This is a genomic window from Corynebacterium sp. MSK150 (assembly GCF_030229215.1).
In the GTDB taxonomy this organism is placed as follows: domain Bacteria; phylum Actinomycetota; class Actinomycetes; order Mycobacteriales; family Mycobacteriaceae; genus Corynebacterium.
Genome location: NZ_JASPHM010000050.1, coordinates 1 through 272, shown reverse-complemented (window position 1 = coordinate 272; position 272 = coordinate 1). Strand labels below are relative to the sequence as shown.

Sequence of the window (272 nt, the reverse complement as noted above, 5' to 3'; positions counted from 1 at the left end):
AACAAGCATCGCTACGGCTACCGACGAGTGCTACTTGACCTGCGCAACCAGGGGTGGGTGGTCAACCACAAGCTCGTCTACAAACTCATGAGCGAAATGGGGCTTCGAGCCAAGGTCCGCCGGCGCAGGCCATATGTTTCTTATAACGGGACGATCAGCCACATTGCCGACAACACGCTTGACCGCAAGTTCACCCCAGATAAGCCAAATACCGTCTTTGTTAGCGACGTCACCGAGTTCAGGGTCGCAGGCCGCAAGGTCTACCTGTCACC

1 protein-coding gene is annotated in these 272 nt (G+C 56.2%); it reads left to right on the top strand.

Annotated features, from left to right (window positions below):
• Positions 1–272, top strand: a 272-nt coding sequence (locus QP941_RS11585; RefSeq protein ID WP_284869010.1) for an IS3 family transposase, incomplete at both ends; no start/stop codon positions are given.